25 protein-coding genes are annotated in these 26,017 nt (G+C 40.4%); 9 read left to right on the forward strand and 16 right to left on the reverse strand.

Annotation, left to right across the window (positions count from 1 at the left end):
* Window positions 1-41 precede the first annotated feature (41 nt).
* The gene (gene clpS, locus L2737_RS07645) at window positions 42-350 is read right to left on the reverse strand and encodes an ATP-dependent Clp protease adapter ClpS (protein ID WP_102528713.1); all 309 of its coding nucleotides are present in this window, start codon (window positions 348-350) and stop codon (window positions 42-44) included.
* Between the two features lie 195 nt (window positions 351-545).
* On the opposite strand from clpS, the gene cspD reads away from it, so the two are divergent.
* Complete coding sequence (cspD, locus tag L2737_RS07650; protein ID WP_055024439.1) at window positions 546-752, forward strand: cold shock domain-containing protein CspD; 207 nt, start codon at window positions 546-548, stop codon at window positions 750-752.
* Between the two features lie 241 nt (window positions 753-993).
* On the opposite strand, the gene L2737_RS07655 is transcribed toward cspD, so the two are convergent.
* Complete coding sequence (locus L2737_RS07655) at window positions 994-3,219, reverse strand: NADP-dependent isocitrate dehydrogenase (RefSeq protein ID WP_248955336.1); 2,226 nt, start codon at window positions 3,217-3,219, stop codon at window positions 994-996.
* 283 nt (window positions 3,220-3,502) lie between these two features.
* Between L2737_RS07655 and L2737_RS07660 the strand changes: the two genes are divergently transcribed.
* From L2737_RS07660 to L2737_RS07685, 6 genes are all read left to right on the forward strand, one after another.
* Window positions 3,503-4,162: an rRNA large subunit pseudouridine synthase E gene (locus tag L2737_RS07660; protein WP_248955337.1), complete on the forward strand. Its 660-nt coding sequence runs from the start codon at window positions 3,503-3,505 to the stop codon at window positions 4,160-4,162.
* Window positions 4,163-4,296: 134 nt separating this feature from the next.
* Window positions 4,297-4,776 carry an NUDIX hydrolase gene (locus tag L2737_RS07665; RefSeq protein WP_248955338.1) on the forward strand — a complete coding sequence of 160 codons (480 nt, stop codon included), beginning with the start codon at window positions 4,297-4,299 and terminating at the stop codon, window positions 4,774-4,776.
* A gap of 167 nt (window positions 4,777-4,943) precedes the next feature.
* The gene (mnmA, locus tag L2737_RS07670) at window positions 4,944-6,062 is read left to right on the forward strand and encodes a tRNA 2-thiouridine(34) synthase MnmA (protein WP_248955339.1); all 1,119 of its coding nucleotides are present in this window, start codon (window positions 4,944-4,946) and stop codon (window positions 6,060-6,062) included.
* A gap of 3 nt (window positions 6,063-6,065) precedes the next feature.
* Window positions 6,066-6,686, forward strand: a complete 621-nt coding sequence (gene hflD, locus L2737_RS07675) for a high frequency lysogenization protein HflD (protein ID WP_102528708.1) — start codon at window positions 6,066-6,068, stop codon at window positions 6,684-6,686.
* A 40-nt stretch (window positions 6,687-6,726) separates the two neighbouring features.
* Window positions 6,727-8,097 carry an adenylosuccinate lyase gene (gene purB / locus L2737_RS07680; protein WP_102528707.1) on the forward strand — a complete coding sequence of 457 codons (1,371 nt, stop codon included), beginning with the start codon at window positions 6,727-6,729 and terminating at the stop codon, window positions 8,095-8,097.
* A 101-nt stretch (window positions 8,098-8,198) separates the two neighbouring features.
* On the forward strand, window positions 8,199-9,329 hold the full coding sequence (locus L2737_RS07685) for a ribosomal protein uL16 3-hydroxylase (RefSeq protein ID WP_248955340.1): 1,131 nt from the start codon (window positions 8,199-8,201) through the stop codon (window positions 9,327-9,329).
* A 151-nt stretch (window positions 9,330-9,480) separates the two neighbouring features.
* On the opposite strand, the gene lpxM is transcribed toward L2737_RS07685, so the two are convergent.
* The 4 genes from lpxM to pheS form a co-directional block, all read right to left on the reverse strand.
* Entirely contained in the window at window positions 9,481-10,416 is a 936-nt protein-coding gene (gene lpxM / locus L2737_RS07690) for a lauroyl-Kdo(2)-lipid IV(A) myristoyltransferase (RefSeq protein ID WP_248955341.1), read from the reverse strand.
* Window positions 10,417-10,596: 180 nt separating this feature from the next.
* The gene (gene ihfA / locus L2737_RS07695) at window positions 10,597-10,896 is read right to left on the reverse strand and encodes an integration host factor subunit alpha (protein ID WP_102528704.1); all 300 of its coding nucleotides are present in this window, start codon (window positions 10,894-10,896) and stop codon (window positions 10,597-10,599) included.
* A 4-nt stretch (window positions 10,897-10,900) separates the two neighbouring features.
* Complete coding sequence (gene pheT, locus L2737_RS07700) at window positions 10,901-13,288, reverse strand: phenylalanine--tRNA ligase subunit beta (protein WP_248955342.1); 2,388 nt, start codon at window positions 13,286-13,288, stop codon at window positions 10,901-10,903.
* Between the two features lie 15 nt (window positions 13,289-13,303).
* Window positions 13,304-14,287 (reverse strand): phenylalanine--tRNA ligase subunit alpha, encoded by a 984-nt coding sequence (pheS, locus tag L2737_RS07705; RefSeq protein WP_248955343.1) that lies wholly within the window; start codon window positions 14,285-14,287, stop codon window positions 13,304-13,306.
* Between the two features lie 395 nt (window positions 14,288-14,682).
* On the opposite strand from pheS, the gene L2737_RS07710 reads away from it, so the two are divergent.
* Window positions 14,683-16,191, forward strand: a complete 1,509-nt coding sequence (locus L2737_RS07710) for a methyl-accepting chemotaxis protein (protein ID WP_248955344.1) — start codon at window positions 14,683-14,685, stop codon at window positions 16,189-16,191.
* A gap of 166 nt (window positions 16,192-16,357) precedes the next feature.
* On the opposite strand, the gene L2737_RS07715 is transcribed toward L2737_RS07710, so the two are convergent.
* The 10 genes from L2737_RS07715 to yceD form a co-directional block, all read right to left on the reverse strand.
* On the reverse strand, window positions 16,358-17,230 hold the full coding sequence (locus tag L2737_RS07715) for an NAD(P)-dependent oxidoreductase (RefSeq protein WP_229370364.1): 873 nt from the start codon (window positions 17,228-17,230) through the stop codon (window positions 16,358-16,360).
* Between the two features lie 33 nt (window positions 17,231-17,263).
* The gene (locus L2737_RS07720) at window positions 17,264-17,749 is read right to left on the reverse strand and encodes an acyl-CoA thioesterase (protein WP_102528699.1); all 486 of its coding nucleotides are present in this window, start codon (window positions 17,747-17,749) and stop codon (window positions 17,264-17,266) included.
* Window positions 17,750-18,021: 272 nt separating this feature from the next.
* Complete coding sequence (fabF, locus tag L2737_RS07725; RefSeq protein WP_102528698.1) at window positions 18,022-19,266, reverse strand: beta-ketoacyl-ACP synthase II; 1,245 nt, start codon at window positions 19,264-19,266, stop codon at window positions 18,022-18,024.
* A gap of 211 nt (window positions 19,267-19,477) precedes the next feature.
* A complete protein-coding gene (gene acpP, locus L2737_RS07730; protein ID WP_011496723.1) occupies window positions 19,478-19,711 on the reverse strand; it encodes an acyl carrier protein in 234 nt (77 codons plus the stop codon).
* A gap of 160 nt (window positions 19,712-19,871) precedes the next feature.
* Window positions 19,872-20,618 carry a 3-oxoacyl-ACP reductase FabG gene (fabG, locus tag L2737_RS07735; RefSeq protein ID WP_102528697.1) on the reverse strand — a complete coding sequence of 249 codons (747 nt, stop codon included), beginning with the start codon at window positions 20,616-20,618 and terminating at the stop codon, window positions 19,872-19,874.
* Window positions 20,619-20,627: 9 nt separating this feature from the next.
* Window positions 20,628-21,554, reverse strand: coding sequence for an ACP S-malonyltransferase (fabD, locus tag L2737_RS07740; protein ID WP_248955345.1), 927 nt, complete (start codon window positions 21,552-21,554; stop codon window positions 20,628-20,630).
* Window positions 21,555-21,732: 178 nt separating this feature from the next.
* The gene (locus L2737_RS07745; protein ID WP_102528695.1) at window positions 21,733-22,692 is read right to left on the reverse strand and encodes a beta-ketoacyl-ACP synthase III; all 960 of its coding nucleotides are present in this window, start codon (window positions 22,690-22,692) and stop codon (window positions 21,733-21,735) included.
* A gap of 9 nt (window positions 22,693-22,701) precedes the next feature.
* Window positions 22,702-23,730 carry a phosphate acyltransferase PlsX gene (gene plsX / locus L2737_RS07750; RefSeq protein ID WP_229370370.1) on the reverse strand — a complete coding sequence of 343 codons (1,029 nt, stop codon included), beginning with the start codon at window positions 23,728-23,730 and terminating at the stop codon, window positions 22,702-22,704.
* 15 nt (window positions 23,731-23,745) lie between these two features.
* A complete protein-coding gene (gene rpmF, locus L2737_RS07755; RefSeq protein WP_011496728.1) occupies window positions 23,746-23,916 on the reverse strand; it encodes a 50S ribosomal protein L32 in 171 nt (56 codons plus the stop codon).
* Window positions 23,917-23,933: 17 nt separating this feature from the next.
* Window positions 23,934-24,458, reverse strand: a complete 525-nt coding sequence (yceD, locus tag L2737_RS07760; RefSeq protein WP_229370371.1) for a 23S rRNA accumulation protein YceD — start codon at window positions 24,456-24,458, stop codon at window positions 23,934-23,936.
* 240 nt (window positions 24,459-24,698) lie between these two features.
* Between yceD and L2737_RS07765 the strand changes: the two genes are divergently transcribed.
* Entirely contained in the window at window positions 24,699-25,385 is a 687-nt protein-coding gene (locus L2737_RS07765) for a Maf family protein (RefSeq protein WP_248955346.1), read from the forward strand.
* The last annotated feature ends 632 nt before the right edge of the window (window positions 25,386-26,017 follow it).

Below are 26,017 nucleotides of genomic sequence, written 5' to 3' on the forward strand. Positions count from 1 at the left end.
TCATAAACTGCAGAGTTACCGACGGAGAATCAACTAATTCATTATGCGGTTTCTAATGAACACAGTAATGGATGTTGGTTTTCTTTGGCAAATTGATTTACTTGTAACACTTTCGTTTCGGCAATGCCAAACGAGTAAACACCACATATTCCCTTACCTTGGTGATGGATAGCCAACATAATATCGGTGGCTTGTTGTTCATCCTTATTAAAAAAGCGTTGTAACACTTCTATCACGAAATCCATCGGAGTGTAATCATCGTTATTTAACACGACTTTGTACATTGAAGGTGGTTGTAGCTCCGATTCAACACGTTCTTCTGTGTGCTCTACGCTGCCTAATCTACCCATGAGTTAATACTAGCCTCTAGTTTGGTACAAGACCAATTGATATTATTAAATTAATTAAATGTTGTCATTTTGTTAATTTTTACTTGACATCTTTTCGTACAAATTTCATTCTGTTCTGAGGCGGCAATAGAGACCGCTGATAAAAATAAGTTTTACTATCTTACTGGTAAGTAGACAACAGAAGGAAGTGGAAGTATGGCAAGCGGAACTGTTAAATGGTTCAACAACGCCAAAGGATTCGGGTTTATTTGCCCAGATCAGGGTGGCGAAGATGTATTTGCGCATTATTCAACAATCGAAATGGAAGGTTATAGAACGCTAAAAGCGGGCCAACCGGTAGATTTCGAAACTGAGCAGGGCCCAAAAGGGATGCATGCTTCAGCCATTTCACCAACTAAATAGTCGGTGAAACTATAATACAAAAAGGCAGAGATTTTAATCTCTGCCTTTTTTATTTAGCCAATTAATTATCAATAACGATTTGTTTGCCTGAAAAACACTCAACATTTATTTTAATATTGACAAACTTAGTTACAAAAATCTTTGAATCATCACGTTAATATCACTCATTTTTAAACCCAAATAAAAAAACAGAGACACAAGGCCTCTGTTTTTATCTTAAGCGATACCGCTAAATATTAAATTACGCAGTAATAAACGAATTCAATAATGCACTTGGACGCATTGCTGTTTCAGCTTTTGCTGCATCTAAACGGAAATAACCGCCTAAATCGACAGCTGGGCCTTGTGAACCATTCAATTCAGCAACAATCGCCGCTTCGTTAGTGGTTAATGACTCAGCTAATGCAGAAAATTCAGCTGCAAATGAGGTGTCAGCCGTTTGAACTGATAAAGCTTGTGCCCAGTACATGGCGAGATAGAAGTGACTACCACGGTTATCCAATTCACCTACACGACGTGAAGGAGACTTATTGCTATCTAAGAACTGTCCAATCGCAGTATCAAGCGTATCAGCTAATACCTGTGCTTTTGGATTATTCTGAGTTTGACTTAAGTGCTCTAATGAAGCCGCTAATGCCAAGAACTCACCTAAAGAATCCCAACGTAAATGCCCTTCTTTCTCAACCTGTTGAACATGCTTAGGTGCACTACCACCTGCGCCAGTTTCAAATAAGCCACCGCCATTCATTAGTGGTACGATTGATAGCATTTTAGCACTGGTACCCAGTTCTAAAATTGGGAATAAATCAGTTAAGTAATCACGTAAAACGTTACCAGTGACTGAAATCGTATCTAGACCTTCATGAACACGGGCAAGTGTCGCTCGTGTTGCTTCAACTGGTGCTAAGATTTGTAAATCAAGACCTGCTGTATCGTGATCTTTTAAGTACGATTCTACTTTAGTGATGAGCTGCGCATCATGTGCACGCTTGCTGTCTAACCAGAAGATTGCTGGTGTGTTGCTTAAACGAGAACGATTAACCGCTAGTTTAACCCAGTCACGGATAGGCGCATCTTTCACCTGACACATTCTGAAGATATCACCCGCTTCAACATTGTGGCTCATTAGCACATCACCCGCGCTATTGGTCACCTTAACAACACCTGCTGATGCTATTTCAAATGTTTTATCGTGGCTGCCGTATTCTTCTGCTTTTTGCGCCATTAGGCCAACGTTAGGCACGCTGCCCATTGTCGTTGGGTTAAAGGCACCATTTTCTTTACAGAAAGAAATAGTTTCTTGGTAAACACCCGCGTAACAACGATCAGGGATCATTGCTTTAGTGTCTTTTAATTGACCGTCTGGGCCCCACATTTTACCTGATGAGCGGATAGCCGCTGGCATCGATGCATCAATAATAATGTCACTCGGTACATGAAGGTTAGTAATGCCTTTATCAGAATCTACCATCGCAAGTGCTGGACGTTTTGCGTATACCGCTGCGATGTCAGCTTCAACTTCAGCACGCTGAGCTTCAGGAAGCGACGCAATTTTAGCGTAAACATCACCAAAACCATTGTTTACATCTACACCTAGCTCATCAAATAATGCTTGATGCTTAGTAAATACATCTTTAAAGAAGACCTTAACAGCATGACCAAATAAAATTGGGTCTGAGACTTTCATCATTGTCGCTTTTAAGTGAAGAGATAATAAAACGTCTTCAGATTTAGCAGCTTCAATTTCACGTTCGTAAAATGCTTGCAACGCTTTATTGCTCATAACTGCAGTATCAATGATTTCACCGGCAAGTAATGGAAGCCCCTGCTTAAGTGTCACTTCTTGACCATCAGTTTGGGTCAGTACGATATTAACAGTATCAGCAGCAGTTAATGTGACTGACTGTTCACTACCGTAAAAGTCGCCTTCGCTCATGTGTGCAACATGAGACTTTGAATCACTCGCCCACTTACCCATTGAATGTGGGTTTTTCTTAGCATAGTTTTTAACTGATGTCGGCGCACGGCGGTCAGAGTTACCTTCACGTAATACAGGGTTTACTGCACTGCCTTTAATTTTGTCGTAACGGCTTTGAACATCACGCTCAGCATCTGTTGCTGGCTCGTCCGGGTAATTCGGAATGTCATAACCTTTAGTTTGAAGTTCTGCAATACACGCTTTTAATTGCGGAATTGAGGCACTGATATTAGGTAATTTAATGATATTGGCTTCAGGAGTGCCAGCCATAACACCTAATTCAGTTAATGCGTCAGAAATTTTCTGCTCAGCAGTTAACTTTTCAGGAAAGTTTGCGATTACACGGCCTGATAAAGATATATCTCGGGTCTCAACTTTAACACCTGCAGCATTAGTAAATGTACGGATGATAGGGAGTAATGAAAGCGTCGCTAATGCGGGTGCTTCATCAGTTTCAGTATAAATGATCGTTGGAGAGTTATCTTTCATGCTTTTTCCTACATTATTGAAATAAAAAGTTTTTATAAATTATTATTGTAATAAGTATCTACCTAAAACAGCTTCAATCTAATTGTCGAAGTCTATTTATCTGCGGCACAAATCCATATGAAATAGAAAAATTAACTGTGACAGCGGGTACAAAAGTGGGCACAGATCACATTTTTTAGGCCAACATCATAGATCATTATCTCGCAGATTCAAATTCCACTAAGGCCCAATGCCAAGTAAACTATGCAAAATAACTTAATTTCGCTCTTAAATAGGCTTATTTATGCCAGCAAATGACAAAACAAAACGATTTAATAGCAAACCGGCATTTGCCAGAACAGCCAAAAAGTCTAGCAACAATACCAGAAAAACCATTAAACGCCCTGTAAAAAAAGCAGTTGAGAACCCAATAATTGTGTTATTTAACAAACCTTTTGATGTGCTATGTCAATTTACTGATGAGTCAGGAAGACAAACATTAAAAGATTTTATCCCAGTAAAAGATGTTTATGCTGCTGGCAGATTAGATAGAGACAGTGAAGGTTTATTATTGCTGACTAATGACGGTAAATTACAAGCTCAAATTACTCAACCTAACAAAAAAACATTTAAAACTTATTGGGCGCAAGTTGAAGGTGAACCCAGTGAGGAAGCCATTAATGCGTTATGCCAAGGTGTTGAATTAAAAGATGGTATGACTTTACCGGCCAAAGTTACTGTGATGAATGAACCAGCGGTGTGGGACAGAGTTCCCCCAGTTAGAGAGCGTAAATCCATTCCAACAACTTGGTTAGAAATCCAAATATGTGAAGGCCGGAACAGACAGGTTAGAAGAATGACAGCACATATTGGTCACCCTACATTAAGATTAATTCGCTATAAAATAGGCCAATGGAGTTTAGATGACATTGCCAATGGTCAATATAAAACACTTGCACAGTAACAATTGATAACCATCATAAGCTTATCTTTCAAGCCATGCTTAAGCTTAAAAATAAACCCAAGCCCAAAGAATAGCCTAAGCCCAAAAAATAGTTCAATGACAAAAGAATAGCTCAACGACAAAAGGATAGCTCAATGACAAAAGAACGTTATAAACCCAATACTACGGTCGCTTGTGTTATCCATTGCCAAAATAAATTTTTATTTGTCGAAGAAATCATTGATGGTGAAACTCGCTTTAATCAACCTGCAGGTCATATTGAAGCGCAAGAATCGATACCAGAAGCTTGTAAAAGAGAAGTTAAGGAAGAGACGGGGCTAGATATCGAGCTTCTCGGTATTATCGGCGTCTACCAGTTTAGCCCGAATGAACAATTATCCTTCGTGCGTTTTACCTTTGCCGCTGAGACTAAAAACCTGATAATTTGTCAGCCTTTAGATAAAGATATCCTTGCCTGCCATTGGTTCACTCTGGATGAAATTAAAGCGCGGAAACATCAGCTTAGAAGCCCGTTAGTGATTAAATCCATAGAAGACTTTTTACATAAAGCTCACAGCCCATTATCACTGATTAATAGTGACTTGCAGATCATAGCCGACAACAACAATGCATGATAGAATATGCGCCGCACATTTTTGAGATTTTCGTGATGTTTTTCATCGGTTTTTATGACCGGTTTTGATAACAGAACTTGGCGATATATATACAGCGACTTGAAAAGCGCTAACGTCGACCACATGATCATCTCTTGTATCCGTAAATTCACTGGTTTTTAGGTTTTATGACATCAATCAATCCCAATTCAAATGGTAAAAAAGTCATCGTAGGTATGTCCGGCGGTGTAGATTCTTCAGTTTCAGCTTATCTGCTTATGCAGCAAGGCTATCAGGTTGAAGGATTATTTATGAAGAACTGGGAAGAAGATGACACGGATGAATACTGTCTTGCAGCCGAAGATTTAAAAGATGCTCAGGCTGTTTGTGACAAACTCGGTATTAAGTTGCATACAGTTAACTTCGCTTCAGAGTATTGGGACAATGTATTTGAACATTTCCTTGAAGAATACAAAGCGGGTCGCACGCCAAATCCCGATATCATGTGTAACAAAGAAATCAAATTCAAAGCATTTTTAGAATTCGCAGACGAAATTCTTGATGCTGACTTTATTGCTATGGGCCATTATGTGCGTCGTCGAGATAACGAAGACGGCAACACCCAAATGCTACGTGGCGTTGACGGCAATAAAGACCAAAGTTACTTCCTCTACACCTTAAGTGACAAGCAAGTTGCTAAAAGCTTATTCCCAGTGGGCGAGTTAGAGAAATACCAAGTTCGTGATATCGCCAAAGAAATGGGCTTAATAACCCATGATAAAAAAGACAGCACCGGTATTTGCTTTATTGGTGAGCGAAAGTTCACCGACTTTTTAGGCACCTATTTACCTGCACAACCAGGTGATATAGAAACCGCTGAAGGTGAGGTCATTGGTACCCATCAAGGTTTGATGTATCACACCTTAGGGCAACGCAAAGGTTTAGGTATCGGCGGCTTGAAAAACAGCAATGACGACCCTTGGTATGTCGTTGAAAAAGACTTATTACGTAACGTATTAATCGTCGCACAAGGTGGCAACCACCCTCGCCTAATGTCTCATGGCATGATGGTCAGTCAGCTACATTGGGTTGACCGCCAAGGTCCTAGCTCACCAGCAAGCATTACGGTAAAAACTCGCTATCGCCAACACGATGTAAAATGCACCGTGACAACAGTAGATGCTGATAACATCAAAGTCATGTTTGATGAACCTGTTGCAGCGGTAACACCAGGTCAATCAGCCGTATTTTATGATGGTGAAGTCTGCCTTGGTGGCGGCATTATCGATACCTTAATTAGAGGATAGGTCGTGAGCCAAGTATTATTTGAACGCACTATGGCGTTTGCAGGTATTTTACAAGCGGTTGCTCAAGTTCAACACCTTGCTCGTCATGGTGAATCAGACGAAACCGCAATGGCTGCGAGTTTGAACACCATTATGGTGACAGACCCAGAATCAATTTCTGATATCTACCAAGATAAGCATGCATTAAATAAAGGCTATCAATTAATTGAGCAACAATTAGGTGATGGTAATAGCAAAGATGTTGAAACCACACGCTATCTTGTCGGTATGCTCGCTCTGGAGCGTAAACTCGCTCGCTCAGCTAATGGCTTAGGCATGCTTGCAGAACGAATTAACCAAGTCCATCGACAGTTACACCACTTTGCCATCACAGATGAGCAAATTGTCGCAAGTTTAGCGAGTATTTATAGCGATGTGATCAGCGAACTTGGGCCTAAATTACAAATTTCTGGTAATCCAGCTTGCTTGCAACAACCGCAAGTACAACAAAAAATCCGTGCTTTACTTCTATCAGCTATGCGCAGTGCTGTTTTATGGCGTCAATTAGGTGGCAAACGTCGTCACCTTGTTTTTGCTCGTAAGGCCATTGTGGATACTGCAATTAGTAGCCGTAAAAATAATTAATCGTATCACCCTACAACAAAAGTTCATCAAGGAGCTTCAAATGGATCTTTCTGCACTGACCGCTATCTCTCCGATAGACGGTCGTTATGGTAGCAAAACCACCTCATTACGAGGTATTTTCAGTGAATTCGGTTTAACTAAATACCGTGTTCAAGTTGAAATTAACTGGTTAAAACTACTTTCAAGTTGCCCAGAGATTGAAGAAGTTCCGCCATTCAGTGAAGAAGCGTTAATCTTACTGGATAGCATCAAGGATAACTTCAGCGAAGAAGACGCATTACGCGTTAAAACAATTGAAAGAACCACCAACCACGACGTTAAAGCGGTTGAGTATTTCATTAAAGAACAAATTGCCGATAATGCTGAATTAGTCGCTATTGACGAATTTGTTCATTTCGCTTGTACCTCAGAAGACATTAACAACTTGTCTCATGCGTTAATGCTTAAAGAAGCGCGTGAACTTGTTCTAGCACCTCAGTGTTTAGAAATTGTGGATGCCATTAAAAAGTTAGCGACAGATAACAAGTCTGTACCGCTAATGTCACGTACTCACGGTCAACCAGCTTCACCTACAACTTTAGGTAAAGAGATGGCAAACGTAGCAGTACGTCTAGAGCGTCAACTAAACCAAATCAACGCTGTTGAAATCATGGGTAAAATCAATGGTGCAGTAGGTAACTACAACGCACACATCTCAGCTTACCCTGAAGTTAACTGGCATGAGCTGTCACAACGTTTTGTGACTAGCCTTGGCATTAACTGGAACCCATACACGACTCAAATCGAACCGCATGATTACATTGCTGAATTATTTGATGCCGTAGCACGTTTCAATACAATCCTAATCGATTTCGATCGTGATATCTGGGGTTACATTGCCATGGGCCACTTCAAGCAGCGTACTATTGCTGGAGAGATTGGTTCTTCAACCATGCCGCATAAAGTTAACCCTATTGATTTTGAAAATTCAGAAGGTAACTTAGGTATTGCTAACGCGCTAATGCAGCATTTAGCCGCGAAATTACCTGTTTCAAGATGGCAACGTGACTTAACGGATTCTACGGTTTTACGAAACCTAGGTGTTGGTATGGCCCACTCGTTGATTGCTTATCAAGCAACGATGAAAGGCATCAGCAAGTTAGAAGTTAACGAAGCTAACCTGTTAGCAGAGCTCGACAAAAACTGGGAAGTATTGGCTGAGCCGGTACAAACAGTAATGCGTCGTTATGGTATTGAAAAGCCATATGAGAAATTAAAAGAGCTAACACGTGGTAAGCGTATTGATGGCGAGCAACTTGCTTTATTCATCGATGGTTTAGAACTGCCTGACAGTGTCAAAGCAGAGCTTAAAACAATGACACCAGCTAACTACATCGGCCGTGCAGAAGCATTTGTTGACGAGTTAAAATAATCTTCCAAACAAATGCTTATATAAAATTATTTATAAAAGTCACTTGTTTGTAGAATAAGGAATGGCGACACCTCTTATGAGCTGTCGCCTTTTTTACAATTATGTATACATTAAATTTTGATACTGCTGAATTCATACGTGAAAACTGGCAAAAAAAACCTATTGTGATTAAAAATGCCTTCAATGCATTCGAAGATCCTATTTCTGCAGATGAACTAGCGGGTTTAGCCATGGAAGAAGATATTTCTTCACGTATTGTGCAAACACAAGCTCAAGGCTGGAATGTGGTCCAAGGGCCATTTGAGGATTATGACGAATACGGTGAAGATGGCTGGCAATTATTAGTTCAAGCCGTTAACCATTGGTACCCTGAGTCACAGCCATTAGTGGAAGCCTTTCGTTTTTTACCTGACTGGCGCTTTGATGATCTAATGGTCTCTTTTGCGACGCCAAAAGGCGGTGTTGGACCACATATCGATAATTATGATGTATTTATCATTCAAGGCGAAGGTGAGCGTCGCTGGCAAGTGGGCAATAATGGTCACCATAAGCAGCGTGGCGGTGATAAAAACAGCCCTTTAGTAGACGACTTTGAGCCTATCATTGATGTTGTATTGACCAAAGGCGATGTACTGTATATTCCCCCTGGTTATCCACATTGTGGTGAAACGTTAACCCTTGCGTTAAGTTACTCCATTGGTTTTAGGGCCCCTAGTCAGCAAGAGCTATTAACTGAACTTGCAGACTCTTTAATTGACAATAACGCGGGTAAACAGCGATTTATTTCAACTGAAGAAAAAGCCAATAAAGGCATTGTTAGCCAACAGCAACAACAAGGTATGATGAACTTGTTAGCTGAGCTAGCAAATAACCCGAATCAGTATCAAACAATGTTAGGTAAGTTGCTTAGTCAAAATCGCTTTGAACTTGACCTTAATCCATTCGAGCAACCTATTTCGGCTGAAGATATGATTGAAGCCATTGAAGACGGTGCAAGTATGCAACGTATTGGTGGTTTAAAAGTATTAACACTTGAGGCGGATACACAAGCCCATCTCTATGTAAATGGTGAAGTAGTCAGTGTTGAAGGCATCGATGCTGAAATTATCAAGGTGATCGCTAATGAGCATTCAATCAGTCAACAAATGTTATCGACTTGGAGTCATCACCCCGCTTTACTATTAATACTCACAGAGTTTATCAATCAAGGTTGGTTTTACTTCTCTGAATAACCCATTATTTATCATTGATGGGTTATAAGATACATATTAAAAAGGCACAAAAGAATCATCTTTTGTGCCTTTTTAATTTAATTTTAATATTGGTTAAAGTGATTGAAACACGACTATCATTTACAACAGCACAAATCACTGATTGTAGGATTTAATACAGTTTACTCTCGCCATCTGGTCTTGTTTTCAAAAACTTTAAAAACCACATGTATTGCTCAGGATAAGCATTGATAACTTGTTCAACCATTTTGTTAAGGGCAATGGCTTCATTATCCTTACCTTGCATATCTTCTGGGTCTACTGCCTGCATCACGGTTAAATTAAACTGTCGCGCTTGTTTGTCATAACCAATTTTAACTGGCAGTACTTGCGCTTTTCCTGCTTGAGCTAAACGGCCAACCACTGGCAGTGTTGCTTTAACAGTCCCCAGTAATGGCGCAAAAACGCTTTGTTCTGGGCCTAAATCCTCATCTGGCAGGTAAAAGAAACTATTATCTTGTCTTAATTCGCTGATTAGAGCACGTATACCCGCCTCTCGCATGTAAACACGACCGTTTTGACTACTACGTAGACGGTTGCTAAACCAGTTAAACAAGCCATTCCTGTGAGCTTTTGCCATTGTCACCATCGGCAGTTCGATGTTAAGCCTGATCCCAGCATAATCGATTGGCCAAACATGAGGCATGATAAAAATCATCGGCTGCCCTGCTTGTCTTGCAGCTTCGACATGTTCAAAACCTTCAATCGTGACACGACTTTTAATATGTTCATTAGAGCGCAGTAACAACTCAGCTTGCGACATTAATGTTAGAACAAACATATCGACATTGTCTTTAATCAAGGCATCAATTTCTGCTTCTGGCTTATCTGGAAAACAAGTACGCATATTAATTCGTGCAATATTAATTGGTTTTTTAGCAATCGACATTACAAGCTTGGCGAGGAGTCGCGAAATGGGATCGCGTAGCCAAGCCGGCATAATGCCAAAAATGAATAAAATCAGAATGACAAACCAAGTACCCCAATATCGATGGTGTAACAAAGAAAGAGTAAATCGACGATCGAAATGTTTTGCTTGTCTAGCCAAAAGAAACCTCAAAATTACATCAGCGCAGTGAAATGAATAGCGGAGCCAAAGACATATAATAACAATTTTCTACTACTCACAGCACGATATTTTTACCTCTCCAACATCAGGAGTAGTGATTAATTAATTTTAGAAAACAAAAAAGCCACTCAATTGAGTGGCTTTTTGAATAAAGCGAAACTATTTCTTAGCCGAGTTCGATTCTTCAACTCGAGTTTTCAACTTTTGTCCTGGACGGAACGTCACAACACGTCGAGCTGAAATTGGAATATCTTCACCAGTTTTTGGGTTCCTTCCCGGTCTTTGATTCTTGTCGCGCAGATCAAAGTTTCCAAAGCCAGATAACTTGACCTGCTCACCACTTTCGAGTGCTTCTCTAATTTCTTCAAAGAAAGACTCAACCATCTCTTTGGCAACACGTTTGTTCATGCCCAGCGTTTCAAAAAGATGTTCTGCCATTTCGGCTTTGGTAAGTGCCATACTTTTAGTCCCTCAACGATGCGTTGAACTCGGTCTTAAGTGCAGATACAACTGAATCAACAGTTTCGGTTATATCTTTTTCTTCAAGCGTACGAGTAATGTCTTGTAATGTAAGTGCTATTGCTAGGCTCTTTTTGCCTGCTTCAACACCTTTACCTCGGTATACGTCGAACAAGTTTAAGCCAACCAACTGATTTTCGCCAACTTTTCTTATCAAATTCATAACATTAGTTGCAGAAACTTCTTCTTCAACAACAACAGCAATATCACGTCGATTTGCAGGAAACTTAGATACAGTCTGGGCTAGCGGCAAACTGGCATGCAGTAAAGCGTCCAGTTCTAACTCAAAAATAATTGTTTTGCCATTCAGTCCAAAAGGCTTTTCCAAACTAGGATGGATAGCACCAATGATACCAATGACCTGATTATTTCTTAGTATTTCAGCACATTGCCCTGGATGAAGAGCAGAATGTGTTGCACTTCTAAAAGTAAATTCAGAAGTTGAAACTGTCAAGCCGATAATTGATTCTAAATCACCTTTTAAATCAAAGAAGTCGACAGTTTTTGAATCCATTGACCAATGTTCATCATTTTGAACACCAGATATCACTGCACCAATCATTGCTTCTTGTCTAACACCAGAATCTGCTTTTGCATCAGGTACAAAGCGTAAACCAGTCTCAAATAAACGCACTCGACCTTGTTGACGGCTTTGGTTATAACCTACTGACGTCAATAATCCAGTGAACATAGAGAGGCGCATCGCTGACATTTCAACCGAAATAGGATTCGGTAAAATCATCGCTGGCGCATCAGGGTGAACAAGATTTTGTTGCTTAGGATCAACAAAGCTGTAAGTCACCGCTTCTTGGAAGCCACGTGCGACTAAAACATTACGTACTTTACGTAGTGAAATATCAGCTTCTTTGTGATCAGACATGGTTAATGAAGCTACAGGCGCGATATTAGGGATATTGTTATATCCGTAGATGCGAGCCACTTCTTCAATAAGATCTTCTTCAATCGCCATATCAAAACGATAAGTTGCAGTGACAACATCCCACGTTTCAGCATTAGCGGTTACATTGAAACCTAAACGCTCAAGAATTTCAGTCACGTCAGTATCAGGAATATGATGGCCGAGAATTTTGTCTAGTTTGCTGCGACGTAATGTCAATTCAACAGGCTTAGGCAAGTGAGTTTCAGTCACAGCTTCTTCAACAGGGCCAGCTTCGCCGCCACAAATGTCTAATACTAGACGAGTAGCACGATCCATAACCTTATGTTGTAGTTCAGGGTCGACTCCACGCTCAAAACGGTGTGAAGCGTCGGTATGAAGACCTAAGCGGCGTGACTTACCCATAATCGCAAGAGGCGCAAAGAAAGCACACTCTAAAAGGATATCTTGAGTTTTAGTGGTAACACCGGTTTTTTCACCGCCAAATACGCCGGCTAACGCGATTGAACCGCTGTCGTCTGCAATCACTAATGTATCACTAGGCACAGTAACTTCATTACCGTCTAGAAGCGTTAATTTCTCTACGCCGTCGCTTAAGCGAACTTGAATAGCACCCGATAAGGTAGCCAAGTCAAATGCATGCATTGGCTGACCGTATTCAATTAATACGTAATTAGTAATATCTACAATTGGATCAATTGAGCGAATACCACTACGACGCAGTTTCTCTTGCATCCACAATGGAGTTGCAGCGGCAAGGTTAACGTTTTTAACTACACGGCCTAAGTAACGAGGACATGCTTGTGCATCGATAACATTAATCGCAACTTTATCGTCGATAGTCGAAGCTACTGCTTCCCAAGTTGGCTCTGTTACTGCTTCACGGTTTAATACGCCAACTTCACGCGCAAGACCAGCCATGCCTAAACAATCTGCACGGTTTGCCGTTAAATCAACGTCAATCACCGCATCGTTAAGGTCAAGGTATTCACGAACATCCTTACCAATTGGAGCATCTGTCGGTAATTCGATAATGCCATCGCTTTCGATGTCGATACCTAATTCACCGTACGAACACAACATACCAAATGATGGTTGACCACGTAATTTAGCTTTCTTAATTTTAAAGTCACCAGGTAAAACAGCACCTACCATAGCAACAGCAACTTTAAGACCTAAACGACAATTTGGTGCACCACAAACGATATCGATTAACTCTTCTTCACCGACATTAATTTTGGTTACACGCAATTTGTCAGCATCAGGATGCTGACCACACTCAACCACTTCACCGACAACAACACCGCTAAATTCGGCGGCTACAGGGTCAACGCCGTCTACTTCAAGACCAGCCATTGTAATTTGGTGTGATAACGCGTCACGACTTACTGATGGGTTAACCCACTCACGAAGCCAAGATTCACTGAATTTCATCTTTATATTGCTCCGTTATTTGAATTGCTTAAGAAAACGTAAATCGTTTTCGAAGAAGGCACGTAGGTCATTTACGCCGTAACGCAGCATTGTTAAACGCTCAACCCCCATACCAAAAGCAAAACCAGAGTATTTTTCAGGGTCAATACCGACACTGCGAAGGACATTAGGGTGCACCATGCCGCAACCTAATACTTCTAACCACTTGCCATTTTTGCCCATCACATCCACTTCTGCAGAAGGTTCAGTGAATGGGAAGTAAGATGGACGGAAACGAACTTCTAAATCTTCTTCAAAGAAGTTACGCAAGAAATCATGCAAAATACCTTTCAGCTCAGCAAAGTTAACTTTCTCATCAACTAATAACCCTTCCACTTGGTGGAACATAGGTGTATGAGTTTGATCGTAATCATTACGGTAAACACGGCCTGGAGAAATAATGCGTAAAGGCGGTTTTTCGTGTTCCATAGTACGAATTTGAACACCTGAAGTTTGCGTACGAAGCATCACTTTAGGGTTAAAATAGAAAGTGTCATGATCAGCACGAGCCGGATGATGCTCTGAAATATTTAATGCATCAAAGTTATGGAAATCATCTTCGATTTCAGGACCGTTCTTAACAGAAAAGCCTAACTCACCAAAGAAAGTTTCAATACGTTCGATAGTACGGGTCACTGGGTGCAAGCCACCCAATTCAATTGTACGACCAGGTAAGGTCACATCAATTTGTTCAGCGATAAGTTGCGCTTCTAATTCAGCAGATTTTAAGCCTTCAATACGCTCAGAAAGTTCTTTCTGCACCGCTTGTTTAGCTTTGTTGACTGCTTGTCCAAAGGCAGGTTTTTCTGCTGGACTTAAGCTACCCATCAATTTCATCATGTCAGTGATTTTACCTTTCTTACCAAGGTAGTCGACACGGATATCATCCAATGTCTTTAGATCACTGGCCTTAGCGATTACTTCTAAGGCTTGTTCTACGATCTCAGTTAACTGCTGCATTATATCTTCCACTGCATTCTTGCATATCAAATGCGTTTGGGCGTCTAAGGTTAGACGACATATTTAGTCTAGGCATAAATGTAAAATTAAACCTAAAGCATGGGGTTAAAACAAAAGATGGGATTTTACGTGACCTAGGCATATTTTACTAGCATTTATTGCAATTTAAACCAGTAAACTCCTGCGTTATCATGAGTTAGCCTCATGTAAATTGAAATTTATCAAACGCTAAAAAATCTTATACCCCTAAAAGTATAATTTTATGAATAATTCAATATATACAAGCCAGTAGCAATTAATCAGTCAGCCATTATTGCCTTTAACAAAACTCCATCTAAAGTTTAATCAGTATTATCCGATATAACGACATAGCGCGTATAAAACAAGAGGCCAAAATGAAAGAAGTAAAGTTTAGATGGGTTGATCAATTTTTAATTAAATTATCCATTAAATCCAAATTCACAATATTGGCGATTGTTCCGATTGCATTGATTTTATTGCTAACTTTTACATTGACAAGCAGTTTTAAAACGACCTTAGCTGAAGCTGAAATTGAAGAAGCTATATCCCTTAACAATACTTATAATCATGCGGTTGAAGTTGCCTTAGATTTACTTGAACAAGATAAACAACAAGCTTTCCTATCTGACTTAAATGGCTCAAGCCGAGCGGTTAATATTGATACGCTTTCTCGCCAAGAACAACAAATCGCACGTCAAGGTGGCGGTTCCCTCGAAACAGGCCAAGGCTTTAATGTCTTTAGTAATGTTAATTCTCACGATATTGTTATCACCACTCAAATAGCGCACAAAACTATCGATGATAAAACCACCGACGATAATAATTTGGCCTATTTATTAATGGTGTTGATTATTGCAATTATTTTGTTCTTTTCTTATTACATCTCAACGTTTATCGGCGGCGCGTTATATACCACTGTGATGGCGCTACGTAGAGCAACTGAAGGCGATTTAACTAGTCGATTAAACTTTTTCGAAGTCCCCGATGAATTTAGTTTGCTGGCTATTAGTGTTGATGAATTGGTTGACAGGCAACACAAACTTGTCGTTCAAATGACTCACGCTACTGAGCAAATTAGGCATGTAGTACATTCATTTAGAAACACGGCTGAAGAGGGTCAAACTGTCGCTGTTAATCAACGTCAACATTTGGACTCACTGGCTACAGCCATGGAGGAAATGACTGCAGCCGTTAAAGAAGTGGCCCGTAATGCAGAACAATCTTCAGCAGAGACTCAAGAGGCGAATAATCAGGTTACAGCAGGGTCTAACGACATTGAAACCACAGTGCAAGCCATTGATTTACTTTCAACTGAAATTGCTGGCGCTTCAGACGCTGTGAATGAATTAAATGACAATGCCAGTAAAATTGATGCAGTTGTAACCACAATTAATGCCATTTCTGAACAAACCAACTTACTTGCCTTAAATGCTGCTATTGAAGCTGCACGTGCGGGTGAGCAAGGTCGTGGGTTTGCCGTCGTTGCCGATGAGGTTCGTACTCTTGCAGGTAGAACACAATCTGCCACGGTAGAAATAAAAACCATGATTGAAGCTTTACAATCTGGTACTCAGAACCTAACACAAGTTATGTCTCGGACCGTTGAACAAGCAGAAGAAGGTAAAAAGCATGTCCTTCAAACTGGTGACGATTTAGAAAGCATTGCCCATCATAGTGGTAAAGTGTTTGAGATGAGCGTATTAATCGCTACATCAGCAGAGGAGCAATCAGCTGTCGCAAATGAAATAGCCTCTAATTTAATGGAAATTAGAAATCAATCCCATAATGTTGAGGAAGCGGCCAATTTATCAGTATCTGGTTGTAATGAGCTAAACACGACGGCTGAAGAACTCGATAAACTAATGATTGGTTTGAAGATTTAAAATCAAATCGGCATATAAATGCAAAAAAGCTCGTCCCTAGATGGTGACGAGCTTTTATTTACCAATTTTAACTGGCTGTTTTATCTGACAATATTATCTAGCTATAAGTAAGTTAAACGCATTAATCTAGCAGTGCTAATACAGCTTAATTAACACTAGTGAAGCATTAACGGTTTTTCTCTAATCGAGCCAATAAACTTGAAGTGTCCCAGCGATTACCTTTCATTGACTGCACTTCTGAATAAAACTGATCGACCAATGCAGTGACGGGAAGATGGCTGCCATTACGTCTACCTTCTTCAAGGGCGATACCTAAATCTTTACGCATCCAATCAATCGCAAAACCAAAGTCATACTCGCCCTGCCACATGGTTTGGTAACGGTTCTCCATTTGCCAACTTTGCGCTGCTCCCTTACTGATAACTTCAACCACTTTTAAACCATCTAAACCAGCACTTTTAGCAAAATGGAGCCCTTCAGCGAGCCCCTGCACCACACCTGCAATACAGATTTGATTAACCATTTTAGTTAATTGACCAGCGCCAACATCACCTAATAATTCAGCGCAGCGGCTATAAGATTCAATCACGGGTTTGACTTGATTGAAAACCGACTCTTTCCCGCCCATCATCACGGTCAGTACACCATTTTCAGCCCCAGCTTGGCCACCAGAAACAGGTGCATCTAAAAACTCGACATTTTGGCCAGCTAACAAAGCAGCAACTTCACGTGCCACATCCGCTGATGCTGTTGTGTGATCGACGAGTACAGCACCTTGATTAATACCGTGAATAACACCGTTGTCGCCTAAGATAACTTGTCTTAAATCATCATCATTACCAACGCAGGTAAATACAATATCTTTATCTTTTGCAGCTAAAGCTGGCGTTAACGCGAACTCACCTTGATAATCTTGAGTCCACCTTTCCGCTTTCGCCGTTGTACGATTGTACACAGTGACTTGATGACCTTGTTTGACAAGATGACCCGCCATTGGGTATCCCATAACACCAAGTCCGATAAATGCTACCTTTGCCATATTATCCTTCTTATTATTTTAATGGTTTTATAATTACAGTGCAGGTTTAACGTGCGCTTCCATTTCTGCGCCAATACGCTTACGCATATCCATTAATCGTAATGCAGAGTCTCTTAAACGAACATCGTCTTCATTTTGTGGGATCCACTCAGGTACAGAAGTTGGTTTACCATCATCATCAACCGCAACCATGATCACAATACAATGGGTGGTTAAATGGCGTTCAGGTTCTTTAGGATCGCCCGCTTTTACATCAATACCTAAGTGCATTGATGATGTACCGGTATAAATTACTTTAGCGCTCACTTCGACAATATTGCCAACATGAATAGGTTTCACAAAACGAATACCGCCAGCATAAACCGTAATACAGTATTTCCCGCTCCAACCTGCCGCGCCAGCATAAGCCGCCAAATCAATCCATTTCATTACCGCGCCGCCGTGCACTTTGCCGCCAAAGTTAACATCTGCGGGTTCGGCCAAAAATCGTAAGGTTATTTCTCTATCAATACCGGCCATACAGCCTCCTAAATGAATCATCTAGACTCAGTTTACGATATTTTTAAACCTAAAACGTTAAAAAAATCAGCTTTGTAATAATTTAGTCATTATATTATTGAATTGTTATTTATCCTCGAAAATATCCACGTTTCGATAATAAAGGAATGAATCTATTAAACAGCAAATATAAAAAAGCAGTAACCGAAGTTACTGCTTTTATTATGTATTCATTTTGAATGTTAATTATAATTCAAAACTGATTTATGACATATTTTAAGATGTGCTTTACTCTACGAATCCGCTTTTTTGAATAAAAGCGAGCCGTTAGTGCCACCAAAACCAAATGAATTACATAATGCGTAGTCAAATGTATGCTCTTTTGCTTTATGGGCAACGAAATCTAAATCACAGCCTTCATCTGGGTTATCTAAATTAATGGTTGGCGGTACGATTTGATCACGTAATGCCAAAATAGTAACAATAGCTTCAACTGAGCCCGCAGCGCCTAATAAATGCCCCGTCATAGACTTAGTCGAACTGACTAATAAATCATAAGCATGAGGGCCAAATACTGATTTAACCGCTGCAGCTTCTGCTTTGTCACCTGCTGGTGTTGATGTGCCATGAGCGTTAATGTAGCCCACTTTTTCATTTTCAATTTGCGCATCATTGATAGCATTAACCATTGCAGCAGCAGCACCTGCACCATCTGCTGGAGGTGAAGTCATATGGAAAGCATCGCCACTCATGCCAAACCCAACAAGTTCAGCATAAATTTTGGCACCACGTGCTTTTGCATGTTCATACTCTTCCATGACCATCACTCCAGCACCATCACCAATAACAAAGCCATCACGGTCTTTATCCCATGGACGGCTTGCAGCAAGCGGATCGTCATTACGAGTCGATAACGCTTTAGCCGAGCCAAAACCTGCGACTGCAAGTGGTGAGGTCACATCCTCTGCACCGCCTGCAACCATCACATCGGCATCACCATATGCAATGGTGCGCGCTGCAAAACCAATGTTATGCACACCAGTAGTACAAGCGGTTGTTACAGCAAAATTCGGGCCTGTCATGCCATATTTGATTGATAAGTGCCCTGCTATCATATTGATAATAGTACTTGGGACAAAAAATGGAGAAACCTTACGCGGGCCACCTTTTAAAAGTGCGGCGTGGTTTTGCTCAATTAATGGCATCCCCCCCATTCCCGCACCAATTGCAGTTCCCACTCGTGAAGGGTTTTCTTTTTCCATATCCAAACCGGCATCGTTCATGGCTTGAATACCAGCAGCCATGCCGTATTGGATAAATAAGTCCATTTTGCGCGCATCTTTACGCGATAAGTACTGCTCGACGTCAAAATCTTTTACAGAGCCACTGAAACGCGTACTGAATTCAGTTGCATCAAATTTGGTAATGGGTGCAATACCACTTTTACCCGCTAATAAAGACTGCCAAGAAGAATCGACATCGTTACCCACTGGAGTAACTAGTCCTAGGCCTGTAATGACAACACGACGTTTAGACACAGTATTCACCTTTGAAATAAATAGGCATAAGCCAATAATAAACAATATTGGTTAATCCATCATCAATGACTTTGTACCGGTACATTTAGCATTGAGTAGATAAGGATGGAGCTGAAGGATTAACGCTTGGAAATTAAGTCTAGTCGAAAAGTATCGACTTCAGAAACAAAAACAGGCGGCATAAATGCCACCTGTTTTTGTGAATCTGGGATTACTGATTTTTTGAAACGTAATCGATCGCTGCTTGAACAGTAGTGATCTTTTCAGCTTCTTCATCAGGGATCTCGGTATCAAACTCTTCTTCTAGAGCCATAACCAATTCAACAGTGTCCAGAGAATCTGCACCTAAATCGTCTACGAATGATGCAGCTGATTTAACGTCTTCTTCTTTAACGCCAAGTTGCTCAATGATGATTTTCTTTACACGTTCTTCGATGTTGCTCATTAGTTTTCTTTCCTATTCAAATTACACACTTGCGTAAGATTGCGAGTAGTTTATTCGATCCAGCTGACAATGCAAGCTTAGTTTTCGTGGTCTAACCACGAAAATTATCATACTTTGATATCAAACCAGATTCAATAAAAGTCGTTGCCTTTGAAGGCGATTAAACCATGTACATTCCACCATTTACATGCAGGGTCTCACCCGTTATGTAAGCAGCAGAGTCAGATGCTAAGAACAATACAGCGTTAGCAATCTCTTGTGCCTGCCCTAAACGCTCCATTGGAACTTGTGACATGATAGCTTGCTGTTGTTCTTCAGTTAGCTCATCTGTCATGTCAGTTTGTATGAAACCTGGTGCAATAGCATTCACTGTTATTTGACGAGATGCAACCTCTCTTGCAAGAGATTTTGTAAATCCGATCAAACCAGCTTTAGCTGCAGAGTAGTTTACTTGGCCTGCATTGCCCATGGTACCAACAACTGAACCGATGTTAATGATGCGTCCATTACGTTTTTTCATCATTGAGCGCATTACAGGTTTTGATAATCTAAATAGCGACGTTAAGTTAGTATCAAGGATATCTTGCCACTCATCATCTTTCATTCGCATTAATAAATTATCACGAGTGATACCCGCGCTGTTTACAAGAATATCAACATCACCGGCTTTTTCTTTGATCTGGGCGAATAATTGTGCAACTGATTCTTTATCAGTAACGTTTAATACTAGACCGTGACCTTTGTCGCCAAGGTACTCTTGAATCGCCGCAGCACCTTTTTCACTGGTTGCAGTACCAATAACAACTGCGCCGGCTTCGACCAAGGTTTCAGTGATTGCACGTCCAATACCACGACTTGCGCCGGTGACTAATGCAACTTTACCGGTTAAATTAAAGCTAATGCTCATGAAAATTCCTTATTGGATTAAAGCAGATAAAGACGCTGCATTGTTTACCGCATGCCCCTTTAATGATTTATTAATTCTTTTTGTTAAACCCGTTAAGACTTTACCTGGGCCCATTTCTACTAAATCTGTGATGCCTTTACTTGCCATTAGCTCGACCGATTCGCTCCAACGCACAGGGCAATATAACTGGCGAACTAAAGCATCTTTAATGTCACTTGCCGCAGTTGGCGTGGCAACATCAACATTATTTATCACGCTAATTTTAGGCTCATTAAAAGTCAGTTCGGTTAATGCTATCGCTAACTTATCAGCTGCAGGCTTCATCAGTTCACAATGAGACGGCACACTCACTGGTAATGCTACTGTCATTTTGGCCCCTGCCGCTTTACACGCTGCCGCAGCTCTTTCTGCCGCTTCTTTTTCACCAGCGATAACGACTTGGCCAGGACTATTAAAGTTAACCGGGCTAACCACTGCGCCATTGGCTGATTGTTCACAAGCTGTAGCGATTGCATCATTATCTAAACCGATAATAGCAAACATCGCACCTGTGCCTGCTGGAACAGCCTGTTGCATGAGTTGACCACGAAGCTCGACTAATTTAATAGCATCAGCAAAATCAATCACACCAGCACATACCAGCGCGGAGTACTCACCTAAGCTATGGCCTGCTAATAAAGCAGGTTGAGCCGCACCGCTTGCTTGATAAGCGCGGAAAATAGCCACACTTGCGGTTAATAATGCAGGTTGAGTTTTGTCTGTTTCATTTAATTTTTCAGCGGGTCCATCTTGAGTTAGCGCCCAAAGGTCATAACCCAATACTTCGCTTGCTTGTGAAAATGTCTCAGTGACAACCGGAAAATCCGCAGCAAGATCAGCTAACATGCCAACGGCTTGCGAACCTTGACCAGGAAAAACAAAAGCCATATTTTCCATTATTTTTATTACCTTTATTCGTTCATGAAAAATGAAATTATTCGTCTGTCGTCTATATAAAGCGCTAACTTTACTGACAAGTAATATTAGAACAGTTAATGAATGAGTCTCTATTCAAAATATTAATTATCTTACTGACGTTTTAACGATAAATCTAGAATCTAACCAGCTGGTTAAATCAAAACCTAACTAACGCACTGCCCCATGCAAAACCGCCGCCAAACGCTTCTAGCAAGATTAATTGACCACGTTGAATGCGGCCATCTCTGACGGCTTCATCCAGAGCAATCGGAACTGATGCAGCTGAAGTATTACCATGCTTAGCTAACGTCAATACAACTTTATCTAAGCTCATATCCAGTTTCTTAGCTGTAGCTTTAATAATTCTAAAGTTTGCTTGATGAGGCACTAACCAATCAATTTCTGATTTATCAATATTATTAATACGTAATGTTTCAGTCACAACATGCGAAAGCTGAGTGACTGCAAACTTGAAAACATCATTACCTTTCATAGTCATAAAACTAACGGCTTCTGATGATTCTGCAGCTCTTGGCGGGAAAGAACATTTTAATAAATCACCTTGACGGCCATCAGCATAAATATGAGTCGAAATAATACCTGGTTGCTCACTTGCACCAATCACGGCTGCACCAGCACCATCGCCAAATAATATGACAGTAGTACGATCTTCAGGATCGCACAAACGTGATAATACATCTGCACCGATAACCAATACTTTTTTAGCGGCACCTGTTTTTACAAACTGGTCTGCAATAGATAATGCATAAACAAAACCTGAGCACGCTGCAGCAATATCAAACGCAGGAATAGTATGAATGCCGAGTAACTTTTGAATTTCACAGGCTGCAGCAGGAAAAGCATTGCTAGCACTTGTGGTACCACAGACAATCATGTCTAGTTCACTGGCTTCAATCCCTGCCATTTCTAACGCTTTTAATGCGGCTTGATAACCTAATGTAGTTACAGTTTCGTCTTTTGCTGCAATACGTCGTTCAGAAATACCTGTACGCTCCACAATCCATTGATCTGAAGTGTCGACCATTTTTTCTAAATCGTGATTACTACGAACTTGCACCGGCAGATAACTACCAGTTCCGAGAATTTTTGTTTGCATATAATGAGATCAGCTATTGATGTCTAAAAGAATCGTCTCCAAACGATCTTTAATCATTTCCGGAAGACGACGTTTTGCTTCTGTAGCAGCTAAATTGATTGCTTGTAAGTAAGCCGCTTCATCAGCGTTTCCATGACTCTTTACTACTATTCCGCGCAATCCTATCAGACTTGCGCCATTGTAGTGGTCGGGGTTCATCTTACTGAGCACTGATTGTATACGTGGAGCGAGGAGTTTAGACAACATCCGAACGAACAAACCTTGCGTTAAGCCACGTTTTAATTGGTGGACTAAAAGCTTAGCAATGCCTTCTGATGTTTTTAACGTGATATTGCCAACAAAGCCGTCACAAACAATGACATCAACCGTTCCGGTGAATATTTCATCACCCTCAATAAAACCGGTGTAATTGACTTGTTCAGTATCCAATAAATACTGAGCAGCTTGCTGGACCTGATCGTTGCCCTTCACGTCTTCGATGCCGACGTTCAGTAATGCAACTTTTGGTCTTGCGCGTTTATGGACTGCTTCACATAACACTGAACCCATGACTGCAAACTGAAATAACGTTTCAGAGTCACAGGAAACATTTGCGCCGAGATCTAATAAATAAACAGGTTTACCTGTTACTGCAGGTAAACAACTCACTAAAGCGGGCCTATCAACCCCAGGTAGCGTTTTAAGTAAAATTTTAGCCAATGCCATTAATGCACCAGTATTACCGGCACTAACGCACGCTTGGGCTTTACCATCTTTAACTAATTCTAACGCCAAACGCATTGAACTTTGTTTGCGCGAACGAATAGCTTGAATAGGTCTATCACACATGGTGATAACTTCAGTGGTATGAATAATTTGAATACGTGCACGAATAGCACTATCAATATCAACTAGGAAAGGATCTATTTCGGTTTGATTACCGACAAGAATAATGGATAGTTGAGAATTGAATTTCAGTGCCTGCAAGGCTGCAGGCACTGTGACGAGGGGGCCATTATCGCCCCCCATCACATCTAACGCGAGCGTCAGATCCGTCATAAGATTAGCAACAAATTACTTGTTGATAACCTTTTTACCGCGGTAAAAACCATCAGCAGTCACGTTGTGACGTAGATGTAATTCACCGCTAGTAGCGTCTACAGATAATTGAGCTGTGCTCAATGCATCGTGTGAACGGCGCATGCCGCGCTTTGAACGTGATTTTTTATTCTGTTGTACAGCCATTTGACTTGTCTCCTAGATTACTTGCTCTTCAGTTTTTCTAACACTGCAAACGGATTTGGACGCTCCTCTTGAGAGGGCTCGATTTCGCCTACAACTATGTCTTTTGTTCCTAAGTTGCAATCAACATTCTGATGCATAGGAATAATTGGCATAGCGATTATCAATTCATCTTCGATCAACTGATGCAGACGAACTTCACCAATTTCATTGCACTCAATCGGCTCATACGCATCCGGGAGCTCATCGATTTCTTCTTGAGTCTTACAAGGACTAAAGGAGAAGTCGACCGTAACCTCTGTGGTATATGGTGTCATACAACGTTGACATAGCAGAGTGAGCTCCGTCACAGCCTTCCCGCTAAGGTAGACTATCCCCTGAATATCGACGCCACATTCTAACGACACTGTCACATCGGAACAATCGCCAGCACATAACTCGTTTAATCGCTTATTCTGTTTGCCGGGCACAACACCTTCATAACGAAGACCGCTGGCTGCAGTTCGAATAGGATCAATTGATACTGGTATCTTTACTGTTTGCATAAGGCGCGCATATTATAGTTTGAAAACGCTAGAGTCAAAGGAAATTTATCCAAATTGCGGTTAATTGCTTAACTAAACAAATTGAACAATTTACTAAAACGCCAACATTAAAATTGATCGAAGCGAAATATTACCTGTCACAGCCTGCGATCACAAGCGCGATCCGGCTAAATTTACTGCATTTGAACGCAATTTTGACTTATTATAGTCGTAATTATCTAAATACATGAAAGACGCAACATGAATACCAAAATAATCTTGGCTTCTACATCTGTATATCGCAAAGAAATTCTCGAAAAATTACAGCTCCCTTTCGACTGTTTATCTCCCAATATCGACGAAACCCCCATTAAAGGTGAAACAGCACAAGCATTAGTATTACGCCTAGCAAAAGCTAAGGCTGTAGCAGGTGCCAAACTCTACAATACAATTAATAATAACCTCGATACGCATAATAAAGATGTGAACAATAATCCAGAGACTAAACTCGATAAAATTAGCTATATAAAGAGTGGATCAAACGAAATACAACCTGCGGTGATAATTAGCTCGGATCAAGTGGCAGTAATAGATGGCAAAATTGTCGGTAAACCCCACTCCAGTGACAAAGCCATCAAACAACTTCAACAAGCCTCCGGCAAAGCTATCACTTTTTATACTGGACTCAGTGTTATCCATAGCCAAACACAGCAAGCATTCAGTTTGATTGAACCATTCACCGTGCACTTCAGAGAGTTAACCCTCGCAGAAATTACCCGTTATGTTGAACTAGAACAACCTTTATACTGTGCTGGCAGCTTTAAAGCTGAAGGACTTGGAATCGCTCTGTTTGAAAAGCTTGAAGGCGATGACCCTAACACCTTGATTGGCTTACCACTGATTAAGCTTATTCAGTTACTTAAAAAACATGATATTCAAGTATTGTAAAAGTCACGTTTTTTAAAAAAATATATGAACCTTTGTTAAGGATAATCAAAGGTTCAATTTAAAATCGGTAATTTATGAATGACGATTATCGGGCGCAATATAATTTTACGTCTACATTATTGAATAACTCACTTCCAACTCATTTAATCAACAAAAATAAAAGAATCATTACAAAAAATAGAAACAAGGATTACAAAGAATAGAATAAAACAAAAATAAATTAATGCTAATGAAAGTGACAATCTGCAATATAAATACACAAACCCACTTGCAAACAATTAAAATTAGTTACCCGGCAAGTATTCCAGACTGATGGAATTACTCTAAAATGAAATACCAAGTACACTCAACCTTTCAATTTAATATTTATAATTAATATAACCTCTTTCATTTCGTATAAATAAGCCCTCTAACCTGACAATATATTTACATTGTTACAGATTAAAAAAAAGACTAAAAAGTTAATGAAACGATATGGTAATGTTTCCCCCCTTAATTAGCGATTTAGCACCACTTTGCAATAAAAAATTAAATAGCCAATGCAAACCCAGCCAACAAGCCATTAATAACAGCAACTTAAACAAAAACACAGCAATAAGCGCAAACAACTTAAGGTTGCTCTAAACTAATGT

Origin of the sequence: Shewanella electrodiphila (assembly GCF_023283985.1) — a bacterium.
Lineage (GTDB): Bacteria > Pseudomonadota > Gammaproteobacteria > Enterobacterales > Shewanellaceae > Shewanella > Shewanella electrodiphila.

Excerpts from the sequence above, each read along its gene's own strand:
- cspD (WP_055024439.1), top strand. The coding sequence starts at position 546 with ATGGCAAGCGGAACTGTTAAATGGTTCAACAACGCCAAAGGATTCGGG.
- L2737_RS07655 (WP_248955336.1), bottom strand. The coding sequence starts at position 3,219 with ATGAAAGATAACTCTCCAACGATCATTTATACTGAAACTGATGAAGCA.
- ihfA (WP_102528704.1), bottom strand. The coding sequence starts at position 10,896 with ATGGCACTTACCAAAGCCGAAATGGCAGAACATCTTTTTGAAACGCTG.
- yceD (WP_229370371.1), bottom strand. The coding sequence starts at position 24,458 with ATGCAAACAGTAAAGATACCAGTATCAATTGATCCTATTCGAACTGCA.
- pheT (WP_248955342.1), bottom strand. The coding sequence starts at position 13,288 with ATGAAATTCAGTGAATCTTGGCTTCGTGAGTGGGTTAACCCATCAGTA.
- acpP (WP_011496723.1), bottom strand. The coding sequence starts at position 19,711 with ATGAGCAACATCGAAGAACGTGTAAAGAAAATCATCATTGAGCAACTT.
- pheS (WP_248955343.1), bottom strand. The coding sequence starts at position 14,287 with ATGCAGCAGTTAACTGAGATCGTAGAACAAGCCTTAGAAGTAATCGCT.
- fabG (WP_102528697.1), bottom strand. The coding sequence starts at position 20,618 with ATGAGCATTAGCTTTAATTTAACCGGTAAAGTTGCATTAGTCACCGGC.
- mnmA (WP_248955339.1), top strand. The coding sequence starts at position 4,944 with ATGACATCAATCAATCCCAATTCAAATGGTAAAAAAGTCATCGTAGGT.
- L2737_RS07745 (WP_102528695.1), bottom strand. The coding sequence starts at position 22,692 with ATGCAAACAAAAATTCTCGGAACTGGTAGTTATCTGCCGGTGCAAGTT.
- L2737_RS07710 (WP_248955344.1), top strand. The coding sequence starts at position 14,683 with ATGAAAGAAGTAAAGTTTAGATGGGTTGATCAATTTTTAATTAAATTA.
- L2737_RS07715 (WP_229370364.1), bottom strand. The coding sequence starts at position 17,230 with ATGGCAAAGGTAGCATTTATCGGACTTGGTGTTATGGGATACCCAATG.
- L2737_RS07720 (WP_102528699.1), bottom strand. The coding sequence starts at position 17,749 with ATGGCCGGTATTGATAGAGAAATAACCTTACGATTTTTGGCCGAACCC.
- plsX (WP_229370370.1), bottom strand. The coding sequence starts at position 23,730 with ATGACGGATCTGACGCTCGCGTTAGATGTGATGGGGGGCGATAATGGC.
- rpmF (WP_011496728.1), bottom strand. The coding sequence starts at position 23,916 with ATGGCTGTACAACAGAATAAAAAATCACGTTCAAAGCGCGGCATGCGC.
- L2737_RS07685 (WP_248955340.1), top strand. The coding sequence starts at position 8,199 with ATGTATACATTAAATTTTGATACTGCTGAATTCATACGTGAAAACTGG.
- L2737_RS07765 (WP_248955346.1), top strand. The coding sequence starts at position 24,699 with ATGAATACCAAAATAATCTTGGCTTCTACATCTGTATATCGCAAAGAA.
- L2737_RS07665 (WP_248955338.1), top strand. The coding sequence starts at position 4,297 with ATGACAAAAGAACGTTATAAACCCAATACTACGGTCGCTTGTGTTATC.
- L2737_RS07660 (WP_248955337.1), top strand. The coding sequence starts at position 3,503 with ATGCCAGCAAATGACAAAACAAAACGATTTAATAGCAAACCGGCATTT.
- clpS (WP_102528713.1), bottom strand. The coding sequence starts at position 350 with ATGGGTAGATTAGGCAGCGTAGAGCACACAGAAGAACGTGTTGAATCG.
- purB (WP_102528707.1), top strand. The coding sequence starts at position 6,727 with ATGGATCTTTCTGCACTGACCGCTATCTCTCCGATAGACGGTCGTTAT.
- fabD (WP_248955345.1), bottom strand. The coding sequence starts at position 21,554 with ATGGAAAATATGGCTTTTGTTTTTCCTGGTCAAGGTTCGCAAGCCGTT.